Below are 18355 nucleotides of genomic sequence, written 5' to 3'. Positions count from 1 at the left end.
TCTATTGGAATCGTGTCAGCCCATCCTAATGGGCTGCCGGGATGCCGACAAATCGTCGCGCATCGCGGCGCACCGTCCCGGGTGCCGGTGGAAATGTCAGTCCGTAGCGTCTTCAGCGTGGGCGGTATCGGTGATCAGCGTGCCGACGCCGGCGTTGGTGAAGATCTCCAGTAGCGTGGCGTGCGGTACGCGGCCGTCGATGATATGCGAACTGGCCACGCCGCCCTTGACGGCATCCAGCGCGCAACGAATCTTGGGCAGCATGCCGCCGTGGATGGTGCCATCGCCGATCAACGCGTCCACTTGCGCGGTGGAAAGGCCGGTCATGACCTCGCCCTCGGCATTCATCAGCCCGGCGACGTTGGTCAGCAGCATCAGCTTCTCGGCATTCAGCGCCTCGGCGACCTTGCCGGCGACCAGGTCGGCGTTGATGTTGTAGCTGTGACCTTCGGCATCGACGCCGATCGGCGCGATGACGGGAATGAAGTCGCGTTCGGTGAGCATCTCGATCAGGTCGGTGGCGATGTGCTCGACTTCGCCGACATGGCCGATGTCGATGATTTCCGGTGCGGTCATTTCCGGGCTTTGATGCTCGACGCGCAGCTGGCGTGCCGTGATTTGTGCGCCATCCTTGCCGGTCAAGCCGATGGCCTTGCCACCGCTGCGGTTGATCAGGTTGACGATGCTCTTGTTGACGAGGCCGCCGAGCACCATTTCGACCACGTCCATGGTCTCGGCGTCGGTGACGCGCATGCCGCCGACGAAGCGCGACTCGATGTTCAAGCGTTCGAGCAGCTCGCCGATCTGGGGCCCGCCGCCATGGACGACCACCGGGTTGATGCCGACTTCCTTCATCAACACCATGTCGCGGGCGAAGGAATCGATCAGGGTGTCTTCGGTCATGGCGTTGCCGCCGTACTTGACCACCACGGTCTTGCCGGAAAAGCGTTGGATGTAAGGCAATGCCTCGGACAGGATCTCGACCACTAGACGCGGGTCGCGTGCGTGTTCATTCATGCAGATTGTCTCCTTGGAAGCGGCCGGTGCTCGGACACCGGCCGCCGAGCATCAGAAGGGGAGATCGGCCTCGGGGGCGACCTGCTTGAGGGCGTCGCGGAATTGGCCCTGAATGCGAGTCAGGGCGTCCTCGCTCTTGCCCTCGAAACGCAGGACCAACATCGGTGTGGTGTTGGACGCGCGGCACAGCCCCCAGCCATCGGGATAATCGACGCGGATGCCGTCGAGCGTGGTCTTGACGCCGTTCTCGCCGAAGTCGCCTTCTCGAGCGAGCTTGTCGACGATGGCGAATTTGTTCTCGTCGCTGACCTTGGCGTTGAGCTCCGGTGTGCTGAGGTCCTGCGGGAAGCGCGCGAAGAAGGCATCGGCGTCCAGCCCTTGTGAACGCTGCCGAGAGAGGATCTCGAGCAGACGGGCGGCCCCGTAAAGGCCGTCGTCGAAGCCATACCAGCGCTCCTTGAAGAAGATATGCCCGCTCATCTCGCCCGCCAGCGCCGCGCCGGTTTCCTTCATGCGTGCCTTGATCAAGGAGTGCCCGGTGCGCCACATCTCCGGTGTGCCGCCGGCCTTCTCGATCACCTGGGCCAGGTTGCCGGTGCACTTGACGTCGAAGATCACGCGGGCGCCGGGATTGCGCTCGAGCATGTCCTCGGCGAAGGCCATCATCAGACGGTCGGGATAGATCACCTCACCGGCGGGTGTGACCACGCCGAGACGGTCGCCGTCGCCGTCGAAGGCCAGGCCGATATCCGCGCCGGTTTCCTTGACGGTACGAATGACGTCCTCGAGATTTTCCAGCTTGCCGGGATCGGGGTGATGGTTGGGGAAGTCGCCGTCGATATCGGCGAACAGCGGTATCGTGTCCGCTCCCAGGCGTTCGATCAGCTTGGGGCCGAGTTCGCCGGCCACGCCGTTGCCGCAGTCGACCACCGCCTTGATCTTCCCGCTCAGGCTGATGTCGCCGAGAATGCGCTCCAGATAAGCATCGCGTACATCCATTTCCCGCAGGCTGCCGTCGCCTTCGCCGAGCGCGCCGTCCTGGATGCGCTGATAAAGCGCGGTGATGGCGTCGCCGGAGAGCGTCTCGCCGCCCAGCACGATCTTGAAGCCATTGTAGTCGGGCGGGTTGTGGCTGCCGGTGACCATGACGCCGGAGCTGGTGCCCTCCAGCGTGTGGGTGGCGAAGTAGAGCACCGGCGTGGGTACCATGCCGATGTCGATCACATCGCGTCCTGCGCCGCGTAGACCGCGAATCAGGGCCGCCTGCAGGCGCTTGCCCGAGTGCCGGCCGTCACGGGCGACGACTACGGTGGCTTCGTTGCGACTGGCGGCTTCGGCACCGATGGCACGACCGATCAGCTCGACGCCCTCCTCGGTCAGGCTGTCGTCGACAATGCCACGAATGTCATAGGCGCGGAAAATGGAAGCGCCGATGGGGGTATTGGGAACTTGTTGGCTCATGGTGAATCCCTTCGAGTCGATGGCCATGTGGCCGTGAACGTCGGGGCGACGGTCAGCATCGCCCGCCTGAATTCAATGACGGCCGGAGTGACCGAAGCCACCTTCGGCGCGCTCGCTGGCGGCGAAGTCCTCGACGATGTCGAGCTTGGCCTGTACCACGGGGACAAGCACATATTGTGCCAGGCGCTCGCCCGGTGCCAGAACGAACGTCTGGTTGCCGCGGTTCCAGACCGAGATCATCAGCTCGCCTTGATAGTCGGAGTCGATCAGGCCGACGAGATTGCCCAGTACGATGCCATGCTTATGCCCCAGGCCGGAGCGCGGCAGGATCATGCCGGCAAGGCCCGGGTCGCCGATATGCACGGCGAGGCCCGTGCGCACCAGCTCGCAATCGCCCGGCGCCAGCGTCAGCGGGCCATCGAGCAAGGCACGCAGGTCCATGCCGGCACTGCCGGTGGTGGCGTAACCGGGAAGCGGGAAGTCGTGCACGCGTTCGTCCAGAATCTTCACCGACAAGGTCGTGTCGGAAGGCAACGAGGCATCTGACATGGGAATGGGTCCGTCAGTCGTGCGCCATCGGGGCGCGGTGGGCATAAAGCGTCAATACCCGGTCGACGATGGCGTCGGCCAGGGTCGTCTTGGGTTGTGGCGGCAGCGCTTGGCTGTCGGTGTCATCACCGTCACGCCACAGCAACAGGGCGGCATTGTCGTCGGCGCCGAAGCCGAGCCCGGCCTGGGAGACATCGTTGGCGACGATCATGTCCATGCCCTTGCGGGTCAGCTTGTCGCGGGCGTAACGTTCCACGTTTTGGGTCTCGGCGGCAAAGCCTATCACGAGCGGGCGCGGTGAACGCGCGGCGATTTCGGCCACGATATCGGGGTTCTTGACCAGGGTGAGCGTCAGCGTCTCGTGGGCGTCGGTCTTCTTGAGCTTGTGCTCGGCGATGTGTTCGGCGCGGTAGTCGGCGACCGCCGCGCAGCCGATGAAAATATCGCTCTCGGCGGCGGCGTGCTCGGCGGCGGCAAGCATTTCGCTGGCCGAGGTGACATCGACGCGTTCGACCCCCGAGGGTGTCGCCAGAGAGACCGGGCCGCTGATCAAGTGCACCTGGGCACCACGCCGGGCCCAGGCCTCGGCCAGGGCGTAGCCCATCTTGCCGGAGCTGTGATTGGAGAGATAACGCACCGGATCGAGTGCCTCATGGGTCGGCCCGGCGGTGATCGTCACCCGCAACGCTTCGGCATCGCGCACAGTCGGCGCGACGTCGGGCGCCGTGGAGCTAGGGGCATCCTGGGGCGCCATCGAAAGCTCGGCGACCAGCGCTTCCGGCTCGCGCATGCGGCCGGGGCCGACATCGCCGCAGGCCTGCTCACCGCCATCGGGACCCAGCAGGCGCCAGCCCAGACGGTGGAGTGTCGCCACGTTGGCCTGGGTCGCCGGATGGGCCCACATCGCCTGGTTCATCGCCGGTGCCATGATGCAGTCGGCGTCGCTGGCCAGACACAGCGTGGTCAACAGGTCGTCGGCATGACCGTGGGCCAGACGCGCCATCACGTCGGCGGTGGCCGGCGCGACGAGGATCAGTTCGGCCCAGCGCGCCAGCTCGATATGCCCCATGCCGGCTTCTGCTTCGGGATCGAGCAGCGAGGTGCGTACTGCTTCCCCCGTCAGGGCCTGAAGTGTCAGTGGGGTGATGAAGGCCTGCGCACCCTCGGTCATGACCACACGCACCTCGCAGCTCGCCTTTTTCAATAGACGAGCGAGATGGGCGCTTTTGTAAGCGGCGATACCGGCGCTTACACCGAGCAAGACGCGCTTGCCGAAGAGTGTTGGCATGGGATTCAACTGTGACATGGCGGCTCATCGCTGGGAGGCTCTCGCGATGATACTACCATTCTGTCAGCTAGCTGCGTATGACCCCGCCCCTTTCAAGGGGCGCTAGATCGAGAGTTGTTTGATCGCGGTCTCGACCCCGCGCAATTCTGCCAGCCCCTTGAGCCGACCGATCAGCGGATAACCGGGGCGCGTGTCGCGACTCAGGTCGTCGAGCAGGTGATGGCCGTGGTCGGGGCGCAGCGGCAGGCGCGGCCCGCCGTCGCGCTCGCGGCGGCGCTCCTCGTCGACGAGTGCCTTGATCACGCCGACCATGTCGACATCGCCGTCGAGATGCGCGGCCTCGTGGAAGGTCCGCGGGTCGGCTTCGCGCTGCGTGGCGCGCAGGTGGGCGAAATGGATGCGCGAAGCGAAACGCTCGCCCATCGCCACCAGATCGATGGCTTCGCTGACACCATAGGAACCGGTGCAGAAGGTCAGGCCGTTGGCCGGGCTGGGCGCGGCGTCGAGCAGCCACTGAACGTCGTCGGGGGTCGAGACCACCCGCGGCAGGCCGAACAGCGAGCGGGGCGGGTCGTCGGGATGAATGGCCAGGCGGATGCCAACCTCCTCGGCCACCGGCACGATGGCGCGCAGGAAGTGGCCGAGGTTGTCGCGCAACTGGGTGGCGTCGATCTCGGCATACTCGGCGATCACCTGGCGAAAGCGCGCCAGAGTGTAGTGCTCCTCGGCGCCGGGCAACCCGGCGATGATGGTATCGATCAGCCGTTGACGCGCCGTTGCGTCGAGCGTTTCGAGATAACGGCGAGCAGCGTCGCGTTCGGCGTCGCTGTAGGCGTGCTCGGCGCCGGGACGTTCGAGCAGGTACAGATCGAAAGCCGCGAAGGCGGTCTGCTCGAAGCGCAGTGCGGTGCCGCCGCCGGGCAGCGGCCAGGCCAGGTCGGTGCGTGTCCAGTCGAGCACCGGCATGAAGTTGTAGCAGACCACGTCGATGCCGCAGGCCGCCAGGTTGCGCAGCGTCTGCTGGTAGTTGGCGATGTAGGCATCGCAGTCGCCTTGGGCTTTCTTGATGTCCTCATGAACAGGCACGCTCTCGACCACCGACCAGGTGAGGCCCGAGGCTTCGATCAGCGCCTTGCGCTCGGCGATTGCTTTGCGAGGCCAGGTCTCGCCGTTGGGGATCTCGTGCAGGGCGGTGACGATACCGGTGGCTCCGGTCTGGCGGATGTCGCCGAGGGTGATCGGGTCGTCGGGCCCGAACCAGCGCCAGGTGTGTTCCATGATCGTCTCCTATCGTGTCGGGGCGTCGAGGTCGGTCAGGGCCGCTGTGATGCCGCGCTCGGTCAGCGTGCGGTAGGCGTGGAGCACCGCGCTGGAGAAGCGTGCGTCGTCCGCCAGTTCACGCGGAAAGATGGCGTCGAGGGCCAGGAAGGCCGTGACCAGGGTCGCCGGCTCGTGGTGTTCGGCGTGCAGCGCGGCGAAGGTCTCGGCCATCGGATCGTCGACCGGATGGTTCTCGTTTGCCAGATCGTTGCCGGCGGTATAGCGAATCCACGCGGCCACGCCGAGCGCCGTGCAGCCGATCTCACCGTCGGCGTCGAGCCGTGTCTGGGCGCCGGAGAGCCAGCGCTGGGGGAGTTTCTGCGAACCGTCCATGGCGATCTGCTGCAAGCGATGATGCAGGCTGTCGTTGGCGAAGCGCTCGATCAGGCGATCGGCGTAGGCCTCGAGATCGGTGTCTGCCGGCGTGGCCAGCGTCGGCGCGGCCTCATCACGCATGTAGCGACGCAGCAGTCCGACGAACGCGTGCCGGGTCACGGCATCGCTGACGGTTTCGATGCCGGCCAGGGTGCCCAGATAGGCGAGCAGTGAATGACAACCGTTGAGCATGCGCAGCTTCATGGTTTCGAAGGGCGCGACATCGGCGACCATTTGCACGCCGTCATCTTCCCAATCGGGGCGGCCTTGGGGGAAATCGTCCTCGACTACCCATTGGCTGAAGGCTTCGCAGACCACTGCTGTCGGGTCATCGATGCCGAGCGCCGCGAGGCGCTCGAAATCGGCTTCACTCATCGCCGGGACGATGCGGTCGACCATGCTGCAGGGAAAGGCGACCGAGTCGGCGATCCATTCGGCCAGCCGCTCGTCGCGATGACGCGCCAGGTCGATGACCGCGCGGCGAGTGCGCGTGCCGTTGTCCGGCATATTGTCGCAGCACAGCACCGTGAACGCCGGTATGCCCGCCGCATGGCGCCGTGCCAGGGCCTCGACGAGCATCCCAGGGGCGCTATGCGGGGCAGTGGGCTCGGCGATGTCGTGGGCGATCGCCGGGGCGTCGGTGATCAGGTGGCCGTCGGCGGGGCTTAGATGATAGCCCTTCTCGGTGACGGTCAGGGTGACGATGCGCACGCCCGGTTCGCTCATGCGCGTCAGCAGTGTCTCGAGGTCTTCGCCGTCGGGGCCGGCGTAGAGCGCCTCGCGGATCGCCGCTATCTCACGCAGCATGACCTGCTCATGATTGGCGTACTCGGCGACGTGGTAGCGCTGACCGCGCTCGCGCATCAGTTCGACGAGCCGGCGGTTGGAACGCAGATTAGCACTGCACAGGCCCCATGCACCGCCATCGTGGCGAGCCTGGTTGCGTTCCAGGTAGACCGCTTGGTGAGCGCGATGAAAGGCGCCAAGGCCGAGGTGGACCATGCCGATGCTGGGCTCGGCGTGTTCGCTGGGGATTCGCGTCGGGGTCATGGTCGGTCAGTCTCCCATCAGCAGGTTGGGCAGCCACAGCGACAGGGCTGGAATGTACGCTACCAGCAACAGCACGGCCAGATTGCAAACAAGGAAGGGCACGATGGCGCGTGCCACGCGTAGTACTGGCAGCTTGCCGATTCCTGAGACGATGAACAGGCACACGCCGAGAGGTGGCGTGGTCAGGCCGATCATCAGGTTGAGCACCGCCATCAAGGCAAAGTGGATCGGCTCCATACCGACACCGGTAGCCACGCCCAGCAACGCAGGAAAGAGAATGATCAGCGCGGCGATGGTTTCCATGAAGGTGCCCACCACCAGCAGAATCAGGTTAAGGATCAGGATCACGACTATGGGATTCGTACTGAAACCCAGGATCTGATCGGCGATCATCTGCGGAATCTGCTGGCTGGTGAGGATCCAGCCGAACAGGTTGGCCAAGCCTACCAGCAGCATCAGCGAGCTTGAGGTCAGCACGGTGTCGACGGCGATCTGCGGCAGATTGCGCCAGGTGATGCCTTTGTAGACGAACATGCCGATCACCAAGGCATACAGGCTGGCGACGATCGACGCCTCGGTGGGCGTGAAGAAACCGCCGATGATGCCGTAGAGAATGATGAAGGTCATCAGCAGTGCCCAGAAGGCGCTGCGGCCTTCCCGCACCAGCTCCCGGAAAGTGGAGCGCTTCTCGCGCGGGTAGCCGCGCTTCACCGCCAGGATGTAGACGGTAATCATCATCGCCAGACCCATCAGCAAGCCGGGAATGGCGCCGGCCAGGAACATCTTGCCCACCGAGACGCCGGACAGCGAGCCGGCGATGATCATCGGCACGCTGGGTGGGATGATCGGCCCTACCGTCGACGAGGCGGCCGTCACCGCGGCGGCAAAGGGCTTGTCGTAGCCGGCACGCGCCATGCCGGGGATCATGACCGAGCCGATGCTTGCCGCATCGGCCACGGCGGTGCCGGAAATACCGCCGAAGATCATCGAGCCGCCGACGTTGGCCAGTCCCAGGCCGCCACGGATATGCCCCATCAATGCATTCGAGAAGCGCACGATGTGATCGGTGATGTTGCCGACGTTCATCAGGTTGCCGGCCAGCACGAAGCCCGGAATGCACAGCAGTACGAAGGAGTCGAGGCCGGCGTACATGCGCTGGGGGACGATGGTCAGCGAGATGTCCGCGAGCAGCAGATATGACAACGAGGCGATGCCCAGCGAAAAGGCAATGGGCACACCCACCAGTAATAGGACGATGAACACACAGAACAGGGCGGCGACTTCCATCACGATGTCTCCCGGGAGTGGTGCGTGGCATCGCGGGTGAGCGCCACGCAGGCTTCGGTCAGTCCTATCGCCGCATACAGAGCGGAGAGCCCGAACAGCGTGACGGTCGAGAAGAAGATGTAATTCATGGGGATCTTGAGCGTGGGTGACGTCTGAAAGGCACCGATCTGGGCATACTGCATGGCGTAAGGCACCATTCCCGCGGCAAAAAGGCCCACGGCCAGGCAACATAGCGCCCGATACATCAACTGGCCGCGACGGCTCAAGAGATGCTGGAAAAGCTCGACATTGACGTGGCGGTTGCGGCGCAGCACCAGGCCGGACGACAGCGCCACAAGGTAGATGAACAGGTAGCGCGACAGCTCCTCGGTCCAGGCTGGCGCGAAGGGCAGCGCCACCCGGGCGACGATCTGCAGGATCACCACCGCGGCGATACCCAGCAGCGCCAGCGAGGCGAGCAGGGCGAACAGACGATCGAGGCCCTTCACCAGCCGCCCGAAAACACCGCCCAGCGGGGGGATCTCGGCGATGTCATGCAGCGGATCGCTTGGTGCGGAATCGGAATCGCTCATCAGGACTTTCCCTCGGCGAATCAATGAAAGGCCGGGCCCGTCTGGCCGGGCCCGGTGGGGACTAGGGTCCCGTCAGAGGTTTTGGATCGCTTCGTAGAGCTTCTGCTGCTCTTCGTTCAGCGAGGCCTCGATAGCCGGCTTGGCCTGTTTGGCGAAGGCTTCCTGGTCCACCTCGACGAATTCCATGCCGGCTTCCTCGAGTGCTTCGCGTAGCCGCTTCTGGTCTTCGGCGAAGAGCTTCTCTTCGTATGCCTGCATCTTGTCGGCGGCGTCGAGAACGATCTTCTGCAGGTCCTCAGGCATCGACTCGAGCTTGTTCTTGCCGATTACCACGTAGATCCAGCTACGCACATGATCGGTCATGTTCACGTAGTCCTGGACCTCATCGAAGCTGGCGCTTTCGATCAGCGACAGCGGGTTCTCCTGGGCGTCGATGGTGCCCTGCTGCAGCGCCGTGAAGACCTCGCTGAAGGCCATCGGCGTCGGCTTGGCGCCGAGGGCCTGCCAGGTGTCGACGAACAGCGGCACATTGGGCACGCGCAGGCGCAGGCCGTTGAGGTCGGAAGGCTCCTTGATCGGTCGGTTGGAGGTCAGCTCGCGCGGGCCGCGTTCGAACCAGGCGATGGGCACCAGGCCGGTCTGGGCCTTGATCTGGGCTTCGATCTCATCTCCGATTTCGCCCTCGACCGCCTTGCGCATGTGCTCGGAATCGCGAAACGCATAGGGTACGGCCATCATCGCCGCCTTGGGCGCCCAGTTCTGCAGGCTCTCGCCGGTGATGGTCATGTCGGCGGTCCCGAGCTGAATGCTGTTGATGACATTCATCTCGCTACCCAACTGCTCGTTGGGAAAGATCTGCACATCGATGCGACCATCGGACTTCTTCTCGACGATCTGCTGGAAGCGTTCGGCGGCCTTGTTCCAGATGTGGTCCTCGTTGGCCAGGTGGCCGAACTTGAGGGTGTAGTCGGCGGCGCTGGCGAAGGGGGCGGCGATCACGGTGGAGCCGAGGATCGCGCTGGCGAGCAAGCGTTTGAACATGATGAAACTCCTGACTCTGATTTGTCGGCGTTGTTGTGCGAGTGGTACTTCAGTGAATGACGGTGCCCAGGCATCTGATCGACGCGTTTCAGGAATCGAACGCGATCAGGACCTTGCGGGCACGTTCTGGATGATGATCGATCAAATGGATCGCATCGCTCATCTCGGCGAAGGGCAGTCGGTGGCTGACCAGCGCCGTGGCATCGAGCCGCCCGCTGGCGAGCATCTCGATGACTTCGGGGAACTTGCGGTTGTTGAGACGCGAGCCGACGATGGTCAATTCCTTCTTGATGACTTCGAGTTGCACCAGGTCGCTGGGCGTGGTGTCGAAACCCAGCAGGCCGATGCGTCCGGCAGGCGAGGCAATTCGCGCCAGCTGCGGAAACAGCGCCGGCACGCAGGCGGCGTCGGCGATCAGTGGTATCCCCTCGCCGCCGCTGCGTTCACTCATCACGGCTTCCAGGTCTTCCCGTTGACCATTGACGGCATGGTGGGCGCCCAGCGATCGGGCTACCTCGAGACGCTCGTCGATGACGTCGCAGACAGTGATGTCGGTGAGCCCCTTGGCACGGGCGACCTGCAGGATGGTCAGGCCGATCACCCCGGCACCGAGGATCAGCAGGGCGTCGCCGTCGTGAGGCTGCATGCGGTCGAGAACGTTGCAGGCAATGGTGTAGGGCTCGACCAGCGCGGCCTGATCGAGGCCGACGCTCTCCGGCAGGTGGTGGACGTTGCCCGCCGGCACGCTGACGTGCTGCTCGAAGCCGCCGTTGCGATGCACACCGATCACTTCGAGCCGAGTACAGACGTTGGGCCGGCCGATGCGGCACGGATAGCACTCGCCGCAGTTGATGACCGGGTCGATGCATACCCGGTCGCCGGCCGTGACGCCCGCGACGCCTTCACCGACCGCTGCGACGACACCGGCGAACTCATGACCGGTGATGCGTGGGAAGCGTACGAAGGCGTTATCACCGTGAATGATGTGCATGTCCGAGCCGCAGATGCCGACGAAGGCGACGCTGACCAGCACCTCGCCGGCGTCGGCCTGCGGAGCGTCAATGTCGACGATGCCGAAATCGTGGGGAGCGCGGACCTCGAAGGCTTTCATGACGGACTCCGTTTTATGAAATGGAAAGGGGCTTACCAGTGCCAGAGTGTGCCGTCTTCCAGACGGTTGATCGGCAGGCTGGCGCGTTCGTAGGGGTACTTGGCGGCGAGGGCCTCGTCGATGTCGACGCCGTGCCCCGGCGTCTCGCCGACCAGGAAGTGGCCGTCCTCGAAGCGGTAGTCGTGGGGGAACACCGCGTCGGTTTCGTCGGTGTGCGGCATGTGTTCCTGGATGCCGAAATTGGGTACCCAGGTGTCGAAGTGGATCGCTGCGCCCAGACATACCGGTGATAGGTCGGTAGGGCCATGGAAACCGGTGCGCACATGATAAAGCGACGCCAGATCGGCGACGCGGCGCATCGCGGTGATACCGCCGCCGTGGGTCAGGGGCATGCGAATATAGTCGATCCACTGGTTCTGGATCATCTCGCGGCAATCGTGGATCGAGTTGAACACCTCGCCGATCGCCAGCGGCGTGGTGGTGTGCTCGCGAATCAGCCGCAGGCTCTCCTGATTCTCGGCCGGCACGCAGTCCTCCAGCCAGAACAGGTGATAGGGTTCGACGGCCTTGCCCAGTCGCGCCGCCTCGATCGGCGTCAGGCGATGGTGGACGTCGTGCAGCACGTGCAGGTCGTCGCCGAAACGTTCGCGCACCGCGGCGAACAGGTTGGGCACGTGGTTGAGGTATTTCTCGGTGCTCCAGACGTGCTCGGCGGGCAGTGAGGAGTCGGCCGGCTCGTAGCGCTCGCCGGGCGTCTTGGCGACGCCGTAGGTGGTTTCGATGCCCGGTACCCCGGCCTGGACGCGTACCGCTCGGTAGCCCCGCTCGACATGACGGGCGACTTCCTCGAGGCAGTCCTCGATCGTCTGGCCGGTGCAGTGGGCGTAGGTCATCACCCGTTCGCGGCTCTTGCCGCCGAGCAGTTGATAGAGCGGCATCCCGGCGGCCTTGGCCTTGATGTCCCACAGCGCCATGTCGACGGCGGCGATGGCGGTCATGGTCACCGGGCCGCGTCGCCAGTAGGCACCGCGATAGAGATATTGCCAAGTGTCTTCGATGCGGCTGGCATCGCGGCCTATCAGCGCCGGCACGACGTGTTCGTCGAGATAGGCGGCCACCGCCATCTCGCGGCCGTTCAGGGTGGCATCGCCGATACCGTAGGTGCCGGACTCGGTGACGATCTTGAGCGTCACGAAGTTGCGCCCGGGGCAGGTGACGATGGTATAGGCGTCTTGAATCTTCATGCACTGGCTCCAGAAAGCAGCGGGGTTCGACGGCTACCGGACGCAGCGGCTTCGAAGAGCTCGGGGAAGCGTTCGATCAGCGCCGGCAGTGAGCTGAGTATCTCGCGCAGGTGCTCCTTCACGGCCTGTTCGGCGGCGTCGGCGTCGCGCGCGACGATACCGTCGAGGATGCGGGTGTGCTGGTCGACCAGCTTGGTGATGGGGGTGGCGTCCGGCACGCTCAGGTAACGCACCCGGTCGAGCTGGGCCTTGACCTCCTGGGTCACGCGCCAGGCGGCATCGTGACCGGTGCCCAGTGCCAGGATGCGGTGGAAATCCTCGTCGAGACGATAGAAGCGGTCATGGTCCTGTGCCTCGATGCAGCGCCGCTGGCGAGCGACGAGCTCGTGGAGCTCGTCGCGAATCGCTGCATCGAGCCCCTGCTCGGCGGCATCCCGGGCGACGGCGATCTCGATGGCTTCGCGAACGAAACGTGCCTCCATGACATCGGCTCGAGAAATGTGCACGACGTAGGTGCCGCGTTGCGGGCGTACCTCGATCAGGCCGGCTTCCGAGAGCCGGATGAAGGCCTCGCGGACCGGCTGGCGGCTGACCGCGAAGGTCTCGGCGATCTCCTTCTCCGACAGCGCCTGGCCGGGCGCCAAGGTCATGCGAATGATCGACTGGCGCAGGACCGCATAGAGGCGTTGACGGACATTGCCGTCGGGCTGTTCCTCCCAGAGCGCGAGCAGCGATGGCGTCATGTGAAGATCCTGAATCAATGTGTTGTATGACTAGTATGGTAGTCAGGTTAGCCAGTCATGCGATGCAACTTTGGTTGGGGGGGGGTAGGTATAGGCGATTGATTTTTTATTAGCTATATTTGATATAGTATCTGGTATAGCGTGACCTCCATCTTTGAAGGGAGCCGCCAATGGGAATTCGCGATTGGCCGGAAGGCGAGCGTCCGCGTGAAAAGTTGCTTACCCTGGGGGCGCCGGTGCTGTCGGATGCCGAGTTGCTGGCGATCTTCCTGCGTGTAGGGGTCAAAGGGCGTTCGGCGGTGGACCTCGCACGTGACCTGCTGGTGGCTTTCGGAGGTCTGCGGCCCTTGCTGGAGGCCGATCAGGCGCGCTTTTGTGCGGAGCATGGGCTGGGCGAAGCCAAGTATGTACAGCTTCAGGCGTCGCTGGAATTATCACGGCGCCACCTGGGGAGCTTGTTGGAGCGCGGCGGTGCGCTGACATCGCCGGCCTTGGTGCGGCAGTTCTTGACCTCGCAGCTTCGTCACTTGCCCCACGAGGCGTTTGCGGCATTGTTTCTGGATACGCAGCACCGGGTCATTCGCTTCGAGACGCTGTCGCAAGGCACGCTCGACAGCGCGTCCGTCTACCCACGTGAGGTATCGCGCCGAGCGTTGGCGCTCAACGCCGGCGCGTTGATATTTGCGCACAACCATCCTTCGGGAGTGGCCGAGCCAAGCGACGCCGACCGTCGGATCACCCAGCGTCTCAAGGAAGCGCTGGGTCTCTTCGAGATCCGCGTACTGGATCATTTCGTCGTCGGTGATGGTGAGGTAGTATCGTTCGCCGAACGTGGGTGGCTTTGAGTGCCGTGCCGCGATGCCAGGTTGGATGTCGTCGAGCCCCGCAAGCTTGCGGCAAGGCTTGACGTCTGGTATAAAGTACGCCCTTTGAATCAGGGCAGAAGGCGGTAGCCTGCCATTCCCGGTTTGCCCGACAGGTTTTGAACAACTCGCCAGTGGTTGGAGGCTTCCATGTCCCAAGTATGTCAGGTTACCGGTAAGCGCCCGGTGACTGGTAACAACGTTTCTCACTCCCAGCGGAAAACTCGCCGTCGTTTCGTGCCGAACTTGCACACCCACCGTTTCTGGGTGGAAAGCGAGAAGCGCTTCGTCAAGCTGCGCGTTTCCTCCAAGGGCATGCGTGTCATCGACAAGAAGGGCATTGAAGAAGTGCTCAGCGATATTCGCAAGCGTGGTGACCGCGTCTAAACAGCGCGTCCAAACAGGGAGTAATGAGTCATGCGTGACAAGATCAAGATGGTGTCCAGCGCCGGAACCGGCCATTTCTACACCACCGACAAGAACAAGCGGAATACACCGGACAAGCTCGAAATGAAAAAATTCGACCCGGTCGTCCGCAAGCACGTGATGTACAAGGAAGCCAAGATCAAGTGATCTTGGTCCTCCTTCGCCACAGGTGACGTTCACCTGTCAGAAAAACCCGGGTCGCTCCGGGTTTTTTTATGCCAGCAAGAAAGGTGGCGGGAGACCAGCATGCCCGAACTCCCCGAAGTCGAAACGACGCGTCGCGGTATTGCGCCCTACATAGAAGGGCGCGAGATTCGCGAGGTCATCGTGCGTCAGTCGCGCCTGCGCACGCCGGTCCCGGACGATCTGGCGGATACGCTCGTGGGCCATTGCATCGGCGACCTCGGTCGGCGAGCCAAGTACCTGCTCATGCCCGTCGGCGAGCGTACCTTGCTGTGGCATCTGGGCATGTCCGGGAGCCTGCGTGTGGCGCGTCTCGGCGATATGCCCAGAAAGCACGACCATGTCGATCTGGTCGTGGAAGATGGCGCGATCCTGCGTTATCACGACCCACGGCGTTTCGGCTTCGTCGATTGGCTGCAGGGCTCGCCGTTCGAGGACCCACGCTTGGCGCGCCTGGGCCCCGAGCCGTTATCGCCGGATTTCGATGGCGAGCGTCTCTATCGGTTGTCACGCAAGCGGCGCATCGCCGTCAAACCGTTCCTGATGGATAACGCCGTGGTCGTGGGTGTCGGCAACATCTACGCCAGCGAAGCGTTGTTCCTGGCGGGGATCGATCCCCGTCGCGCGGCGGGACGCATCTCCCGCGAACGCTATGAGCGTCTGGCCGAGGCGGTGCGCGAGGTGCTGGCGGCAGCGATCACGCAGGGTGGTACCACACTGCGTGATTTCGTCAGCGGCACCGGCGAGCCGGGTTATTTCGCTCAGCGCCTCAACGTCTATGGGCGTCAAGAAGCCCCCTGCCGGCGTTGCGGCGAGTCTTTACGCTTGGCTACGCTGGGTCAGCGTGCCAGTGTTTTTTGTCCCCATTGTCAGCGCTGAGCGTTCCGCGCGGCGCGATGTCTTCGCCAAGAGGTTTTCTGTGACCGAACGTCTACGCCTCAAGAAAAACGCCGATCGGCGTCTCAAGGCGGGCCATTTATGGCTCTATTCCAACGAGATCGATATCGCGGCCACGCCGTTGAAGGATTTCGAACCGGGCGCCCAGGCGGTCATCGAGGCCGCCAATGGCAAGCCGATGGGCATTGCCTACGTCAATCCGCATTCACTTATCTGCGCGCGTATCGTCTCGCGGGACGTCGATGTGCGTCTCGACCGTTCGCTGCTGGTCCACCGTTTCAAGCAAGCGTTGAGCCTGCGCGCGCGGCTGTTTGCCAAGCCCTTTTATCGCCTGGTGCATGGCGAGGGCGACCTGTTGCCGGGGCTCATCGTCGATCGCTTCGATGACGTGCTGGTCGTGCAGCTCAATACCGTGGGCATGGACCGGATGCGCGACGAGATCATCGCCGCGCTCGAGAAGGTGCTGGCGCCACGCGCCATCGTGTTCAAGAACGATTCTTCCGGGCGTCGCCGGGAACAGCTCGGCGATGAGGTCGAGGTCGCCTATGGCGAGTTGCCCGACCAAGTGCTGCTCGAGGAAAACGGTGTGCGCTTCGTGGTGCCGGTGCTCGATGGCCAGAAGACCGGCTGGTTCTTCGATCATCGCGCCAACCGGTCATGGCTCAATGGCTTGGTCGCCGGCAAGCGCGTGCTTGACGTCTTCAGCTACGTGGGCGGCTGGGGCGTTCAGGCGGCTGCACATGGCGCCAGCGAGGTGCTGTGCGTGGACAGCTCCGCACAAGCCCTGGAACGTGTCGCCGAGAACGCCGCACTCAACGGCCTGGCCGAGCAAGTGGCCGTCGGTGAGGGCGAGGCTTTCGAGGCCCTGGCGGCGCTCAAGGCGGAAGGCGAGCAATTCGACGTGATCGTGCTCGACCCACCGGCTTTCATCAAGCGTCGCAAGGATATTCCCAACGGCGAGCGTGCCTACTCACGGCTCAACCGTGAGGCGATCCGGCTATTGGGGCGCGATGGCATGCTGCTCTCGGCATCGTGCTCGATGCATCTGGCACCGGAACGTTTGATGGAGTGCGTACGCGGCGCGGTACGCCATCAGGACCGTCACGGCCAGGTCATCTACCAGGGCCACCAGGGAGCGGATCATCCCGTGCATCCCGCGATTCCCGAAACCGCTTACCTGAAAGCGCTCGGCGTGCGGATTTTCAGGAACTGATCATGACACTCGAGAGCGTGCGCGTCTTTCGTCATCCCAACGCGTTGCTGGTCAATCACGTGCACAACGTGCTGGCCAGCGCCGGTTTGGTGCCCGTGCTGCACAACATGACCCTTGGCGGTGGCGCCGGCGAACTGCCGCCTGGCGAGTGCGAACCTGAGGTCTGGGTGCCGGTAGGGCATCGTCAGCGCGCCGAGGCGTTGGTTGATGAAGCCCTCAATGGCCCCGCTGAGGATCGCCCGAACTGGCGTTGCCCTGCCTGTGGAGAAAGGCTGGAGGGTGTCTTCGATACCTGCTGGCAGTGTGGTCAGACGCGTCCCGTCTGAGATGCGCAGGCTATGCAGGGTATAGCCGTCGCAAATCGTTCGGTCATGGACGCTGTCAGCGCAAAGTTTTCTATAGAAGTGTGGCTTTATAGCACGTCATCCCGTTTTGCCTTTGACCTCCCTCAGATTCCTGTGCGTGTGCTGTAATAGGTAGACGTTGAGCCTATTTCGATCACGTCATTAAGCGGAGGCGCCATGAAAATCGCCGTACCCAAGGAAATCAAGAATCATGAATATCGTGTCGCCTTGACGCCAAGCGTGGTGCGCGAGCTGGTGGCACGCGGTCATCGCGTGGCCGTGCAGGCCTCGGCAGGCGAGGGAGCCGGATTCCCCGACGCCGAATACGAGACGGCGGGGGCGCGTATCGAGCAAGACCTCGACGCGCTATGGGATAACGCCGAATTGATCGTCAAGGTGAAGGAACCTCAGCCGGAAGAGGTCAAGCGCCTCAAGCCGAGCCATACGCTGTTCACCTACCTGCATCTGGCCGCCGAGGAGTCGCTGACACGAGGGCTGATGGACAGCGAAGCGACCTGCATCGCCTACGAGACGATCACCGACGAAGAGGGCGGTTTGCCGCTTCTGGCGCCGATGAGTCGTGTCGCCGGCCGCATGGCCGTGCAGGCCGGCGCGCATAGCCTGGAAAAGGCGCAGGGCGGTGCCGGTATTCTGATCCCTGGGGTGCCCGGCGTGGCGCCGGCCAAGGTCACCGTGATCGGCGGTGGCGTGGTCGGCGAGAATGCCGCACGCATGGCGCTGGGACTGGGGGCGGATGTCACCGTGCTCGACAAGTCGTTGGAGCGGCTGGAAGTGCTCGACCATCGCTATCAAGGCCGCTTGAATACTGTGTATTCGACGGCGGATGCCTTGGAAACCGCGGTCCGCGAGTCGGATATTGTCGTCGGCGCGGTGCTGGTGCCCGGCGCGCAGGCCCCCAAGTTGATCACGCGCGAGATGCTCGGTGACATGCGTCCGGGCAGTGTGTTGGTGGACGTGGCCATCGACCAAGGCGGTTGTTTCGAGACGAGTCGCGCGACGACCCACGCCGATCCCACCTATGTCGTGGACGGCGTGGTGCATTACTGCGTCGCCAACATGCCGGGCGCCGTGGCACGTACCTCTACCCAGGCACTGACCAATGCGACTTTGCCTTTCGTGCTGGCCTTGGCCGATAAAGGCTGGCAAGGCGCCTTGGCGGAGGATTCCCACTTCCTCAAGGGGCTCAACGTGCATGCTGGACGCATAACGCATCCGGCGGTGGCGCAGGCATTCGGCCTGGAGGTCACCGATCCGGCGAGCCTGCTGGGGTAGTGCGGCGTGGCGATGTCCCGGTGGGGCCGGTCGCCTTGGCCGGGACGTCGTTGTACACTGGGCGGATTCTCACATTTC

The 18355-nt window shown here is 63.8% G+C and carries 19 protein-coding genes; 7 read left to right on the top strand and 12 right to left on the bottom strand.

Translation table 11 applies throughout. The features are described 5' to 3' along the window. Positions 1 to 96 precede the first annotated feature (96 nt). From argB to C8E00_RS13865, 12 genes are all read right to left on the bottom strand, one after another. Positions 97 to 1017, bottom strand: a complete 921-nt coding sequence (argB, locus tag C8E00_RS13920; protein ID WP_133698130.1) for an acetylglutamate kinase — start codon at positions 1015 to 1017, stop codon at positions 97 to 99. A 51-nt stretch (positions 1018 to 1068) separates the two neighbouring features. Then, positions 1069 to 2478, bottom strand: a complete 1410-nt coding sequence (locus C8E00_RS13915; protein ID WP_133698129.1) for a phosphomannomutase/phosphoglucomutase — start codon at positions 2476 to 2478, stop codon at positions 1069 to 1071. Positions 2479 to 2550: 72 nt separating this feature from the next. After that, the gene (gene dut, locus C8E00_RS13910; protein WP_133698128.1) at positions 2551 to 3027 is read right to left on the bottom strand and encodes a dUTP diphosphatase; all 477 of its coding nucleotides are present in this window, start codon (positions 3025 to 3027) and stop codon (positions 2551 to 2553) included. 13 nt (positions 3028 to 3040) lie between these two features. Then, entirely contained in the window at positions 3041 to 4333 is a 1293-nt protein-coding gene (gene coaBC / locus C8E00_RS13905) for a bifunctional phosphopantothenoylcysteine decarboxylase/phosphopantothenate--cysteine ligase CoaBC (protein ID WP_133698127.1), read from the bottom strand. Between the two features lie 84 nt (positions 4334 to 4417). Further along, a complete protein-coding gene (gene uxuA / locus C8E00_RS13900) occupies positions 4418 to 5593 on the bottom strand; it encodes a mannonate dehydratase (RefSeq protein WP_133698126.1) in 1176 nt (391 codons plus the stop codon). Positions 5594 to 5602: 9 nt separating this feature from the next. Beyond that, positions 5603 to 7060 carry a mannitol dehydrogenase family protein gene (locus C8E00_RS13895; RefSeq protein WP_133698125.1) on the bottom strand — a complete coding sequence of 486 codons (1458 nt, stop codon included), beginning with the start codon at positions 7058 to 7060 and terminating at the stop codon, positions 5603 to 5605. Between the two features lie 6 nt (positions 7061 to 7066). After that, positions 7067 to 8347: a TRAP transporter large permease gene (locus C8E00_RS13890; protein ID WP_133698124.1), complete on the bottom strand. Its 1281-nt coding sequence runs from the start codon at positions 8345 to 8347 to the stop codon at positions 7067 to 7069. Continuing rightward, positions 8347 to 8919 carry a TRAP transporter small permease gene (locus tag C8E00_RS13885; protein WP_133698123.1) on the bottom strand — a complete coding sequence of 191 codons (573 nt, stop codon included), beginning with the start codon at positions 8917 to 8919 and terminating at the stop codon, positions 8347 to 8349. Before C8E00_RS13885 ends, C8E00_RS13890 begins: the two co-directional genes overlap by 1 nt. A gap of 72 nt (positions 8920 to 8991) precedes the next feature. Beyond that, positions 8992 to 9960 carry a TRAP transporter substrate-binding protein gene (locus C8E00_RS13880; RefSeq protein ID WP_133698122.1) on the bottom strand — a complete coding sequence of 323 codons (969 nt, stop codon included), beginning with the start codon at positions 9958 to 9960 and terminating at the stop codon, positions 8992 to 8994. 88 nt (positions 9961 to 10048) lie between these two features. Next, positions 10049 to 11071, bottom strand: coding sequence for a zinc-binding alcohol dehydrogenase family protein (locus C8E00_RS13875; RefSeq protein WP_133698121.1), 1023 nt, complete (start codon positions 11069 to 11071; stop codon positions 10049 to 10051). A 32-nt stretch (positions 11072 to 11103) separates the two neighbouring features. After that, a complete protein-coding gene (gene manD, locus C8E00_RS13870) occupies positions 11104 to 12315 on the bottom strand; it encodes a D-mannonate dehydratase ManD (RefSeq protein WP_133698120.1) in 1212 nt (403 codons plus the stop codon). Next, positions 12312 to 13058 (bottom strand): GntR family transcriptional regulator, encoded by a 747-nt coding sequence (locus tag C8E00_RS13865; RefSeq protein WP_133698119.1) that lies wholly within the window; start codon positions 13056 to 13058, stop codon positions 12312 to 12314. The genes manD and C8E00_RS13865 overlap by 4 nt, the downstream gene beginning before the upstream one ends. A 170-nt stretch (positions 13059 to 13228) precedes the next feature. Here C8E00_RS13865 and radC point away from each other — a divergent pair, with 170 nt between their 5' ends. From radC to ald, 7 genes are all read left to right on the top strand, one after another. Then, entirely contained in the window at positions 13229 to 13903 is a 675-nt protein-coding gene (gene radC / locus C8E00_RS13860) for a RadC family protein (RefSeq protein WP_133698118.1), read from the top strand. Positions 13904 to 14071: 168 nt separating this feature from the next. Continuing rightward, positions 14072 to 14308, top strand: a complete 237-nt coding sequence (rpmB, locus tag C8E00_RS13855; protein ID WP_133698117.1) for a 50S ribosomal protein L28 — start codon at positions 14072 to 14074, stop codon at positions 14306 to 14308. A gap of 30 nt (positions 14309 to 14338) precedes the next feature. After that, positions 14339 to 14494 carry a 50S ribosomal protein L33 gene (gene rpmG / locus C8E00_RS13850; protein ID WP_011508261.1) on the top strand — a complete coding sequence of 52 codons (156 nt, stop codon included), beginning with the start codon at positions 14339 to 14341 and terminating at the stop codon, positions 14492 to 14494. Positions 14495 to 14593: 99 nt separating this feature from the next. After that, the gene (mutM, locus tag C8E00_RS13845; RefSeq protein WP_133698116.1) at positions 14594 to 15409 is read left to right on the top strand and encodes a bifunctional DNA-formamidopyrimidine glycosylase/DNA-(apurinic or apyrimidinic site) lyase; all 816 of its coding nucleotides are present in this window, start codon (positions 14594 to 14596) and stop codon (positions 15407 to 15409) included. Between the two features lie 40 nt (positions 15410 to 15449). Further along, complete coding sequence (locus C8E00_RS13840) at positions 15450 to 16640, top strand: class I SAM-dependent rRNA methyltransferase (RefSeq protein ID WP_133698115.1); 1191 nt, start codon at positions 15450 to 15452, stop codon at positions 16638 to 16640. A gap of 2 nt (positions 16641 to 16642) precedes the next feature. Next, positions 16643 to 16966 carry a putative signal transducing protein gene (locus C8E00_RS13835; RefSeq protein ID WP_133698114.1) on the top strand — a complete coding sequence of 108 codons (324 nt, stop codon included), beginning with the start codon at positions 16643 to 16645 and terminating at the stop codon, positions 16964 to 16966. A 195-nt stretch (positions 16967 to 17161) separates the two neighbouring features. Beyond that, the gene (ald, locus tag C8E00_RS13830) at positions 17162 to 18277 is read left to right on the top strand and encodes an alanine dehydrogenase (protein ID WP_133698113.1); all 1116 of its coding nucleotides are present in this window, start codon (positions 17162 to 17164) and stop codon (positions 18275 to 18277) included. Positions 18278 to 18355: the final 78 nt, after the last annotated feature.

It is taken from the genome of Chromohalobacter marismortui (genome assembly GCF_004364315.1).
GTDB lineage: Bacteria > Pseudomonadota > Gammaproteobacteria > Pseudomonadales > Halomonadaceae > Chromohalobacter > Chromohalobacter marismortui.
The sequence above is the reverse complement of the archived record's forward strand: the minus strand, read 5'-3'. Positions and strand labels throughout refer to the sequence as shown.